The sequence below is a fragment of the Pseudarthrobacter arbutini genome, assembly GCF_054510915.1.
Genome location: NZ_JBTNDQ010000035.1, coordinates 1 through 2,251 on the forward strand (window position 1 = coordinate 1; position 2,251 = coordinate 2,251).

Annotated in this window: 1 protein-coding gene; it reads right to left on the minus strand. The window is 62.7% G+C overall.

The window, feature by feature from the left end; translation table 11 throughout:
- Window positions 1-133: 133 nt before the first annotated feature.
- Window positions 134-2,161, minus strand: coding sequence for a BCCT family transporter (locus ACX80V_RS21790; RefSeq protein ID WP_485844901.1), 2,028 nt, complete (start codon window positions 2,159-2,161; stop codon window positions 134-136).
- Between the last annotated feature and the right edge of the window lie 90 nt (window positions 2,162-2,251).

A 2,251-nucleotide genomic window follows, 5' to 3' on the forward strand; every position in this document is an offset into this window, starting at 1 on the left:
CGGAGAGTCGGTTTTTGATCGTGGTGATCGTGCATGTGATGGCCTTTGCTGCTGGGTGGGGGTGTGAGTGTGCCCCGGTGGCACGGGCTGGGAAGCCGCGTGCTACCGGGGCGGGTTGCTTCTGAGGGTGGGTCTATGTGCTGTCCCGGTCTGTCTGTCGGGTCTGGACGGTTGGGATGCTGCCTGTGTGGGTGCCGCCTTGGTTGGAGTCCGGGTCCGGACACGAATCAGCGCACTCGTGCTTTGTCACAAGGTCGAATTGAACGCCGCCGTGTTGTTCCACGCCAGTCCTGATGGCCCGTTCGACGACGGATGTGGCCAGGCGCCGTCGCAGGGACAGGGGATCGCGACGCAGGTCCTTGGCGAGGGCAAAGCAGAGCAGGAGCATGACGAGGATGAACGGTAGCGCTGCGACGATGGTGATGCGTTGCAGGCCGGCCAGGGCTTCCGAGGGTTCGTCGCCGCCGGCCAGCAGCATGACCGCCGCCACGGCGCCGGTGAGGCTGCCCCAGAAGATCACCACTCCGCGGCGGGGGTGCTCGGCGCCGTTGGAGCTGAGTGATCCCATCACGATGGAAGCGGCGTCGGCGCCGGTGACAAAGAAGATCGCGACCAGGACCATGGCCAGCACGATGACGCCGGCAGTAAGCCAGCCCGGCATGCCAAGGTTCTTGACCAGGTCGAAGAGTGCACCGTCGAAGTTGACGGAGGATACTCCGTCGGCCGTTGTTACCAGCCCGGGCGTGCCTGCCTTATCGGCTTCCTGCTGGACATGGAAAGCGGCTCCGCCGAAGATACCAAACCAGATAACGCTGACGACGCTGGGCACCAGCAGCACGCCGGTGACGAACTGGCGGATGGTGCGGCCGCGGCTGATGCGGGCAATAAACATGCCTACGAAGGGCGTCCAGGAGATCCACCAGGCCCAGTAGAAGATGGTCCAACTGGTCATCCAGCTCCGAAGGGCTTCATCGCCGACTGCTTCGGTCCGGGACGACATCTCGGCCAGGTCGCGGGCGTAGTCGCCGACGGCGGACGGGATCAGGTTGAGGATGAACAGGGTCGGACCGGCAATGAAAACGATGAGTGCGAGGACGACGGCCAGGACCATGTTGATGTTGGAGAGCCACTGGATGCCGCGGCTGATGCCGGAGACGGCCGAAGCGACGAAGCAGAAGGTCAGGACGGCGACGATCCCCACAAGCACGGGAGTGCCGACTTCGCCGAACCAGCCGTTGGAGGTCATGCCGCTGCCGATCTGCAGGGCGCCGAGGCCCAGGGAAGCGGCTGTGCCAAAGAGGGTAGCGAAAATGGCCAGGATGTTGATGAACTTCCCGAGCGGGCCTTCCACCATCCTGATGCCGAAAAGTGAGGTGAAGGCTGCGGAGACCAGTTGCCGGCGGCCGAGGCGGTAGGTGCCGTACGCCATGGCAATGCCGACCACTGCGTACATTGCCCAGGGGTGCAGGGTCCAGTGGAAGATCGAGGTGGCCATGGCCGTCTGGATCGCTGCGGGGGTGCGGCCGTCCACGGTTCCGGGCGGGGGAGAGATGTAGTGGTAGAGCGGTTCGGCTACACCGTAGAACATCAGTCCGATGCCCATGCCGGCGGCGAACATCATCGCGACCCAGGAGACGGTACGGAATTCGGGTTTCTCGCCGTCCTTGCCCAGCGGGATATTGCCGAACTTGCCCAGGGCCAGCCACAGAACGAACACTACGAACAGGGAAGCCAGGACCATAAAGAGCCAGCCGGTGTACTCCATGACCCAATTCAGGGCAACCGTGGAGGACGAGGCGAGGCTGTCCCGGCCGGCAAATCCCCAGATAACAAAGGCGATGGCTATGGCGCCAGTGATCCCGAAGGTGACTTTGTCGAGCGTAAGTTTGATATTCCGGCGTGCCGAAACGGCCTGCTCGGTTTTGGCATGACGCAGCTCTTCCAGGATCTGCTCGTACTCTTCGACGTCCGGCAGTGGTTCTGCGGCGCCGTCCTCCGGATCGAGGACAGCAGGGTTGGTGTCTACATCCTCGGAGACACTAAAGGCCGCTTTACTCCTCTTTCCACTTCCAGGTTCTTCGTTGCGGGGAGTTGCTGCCAAAGCGTTCTCGGCAGGCAACTCCTCGGGTGTATGGGATTTTAGATCACTATTTAGAGCCATGAGCGGTCCTTTGATCGGTGAGGCATGGGCCTACGGCAAAACATGGCCCTCGGGAATCAGGCCGGAAGGTTGGGGGGCCTCGTCCGATTC

Coding starts and splice junctions, on each gene's coding strand:
- ACX80V_RS21790 (WP_485844901.1), bottom strand. CDS start 2,161: ATGGCTCTAAATAGTGATCTAAAATCCCATACACCCGAGGAGTTGCCT.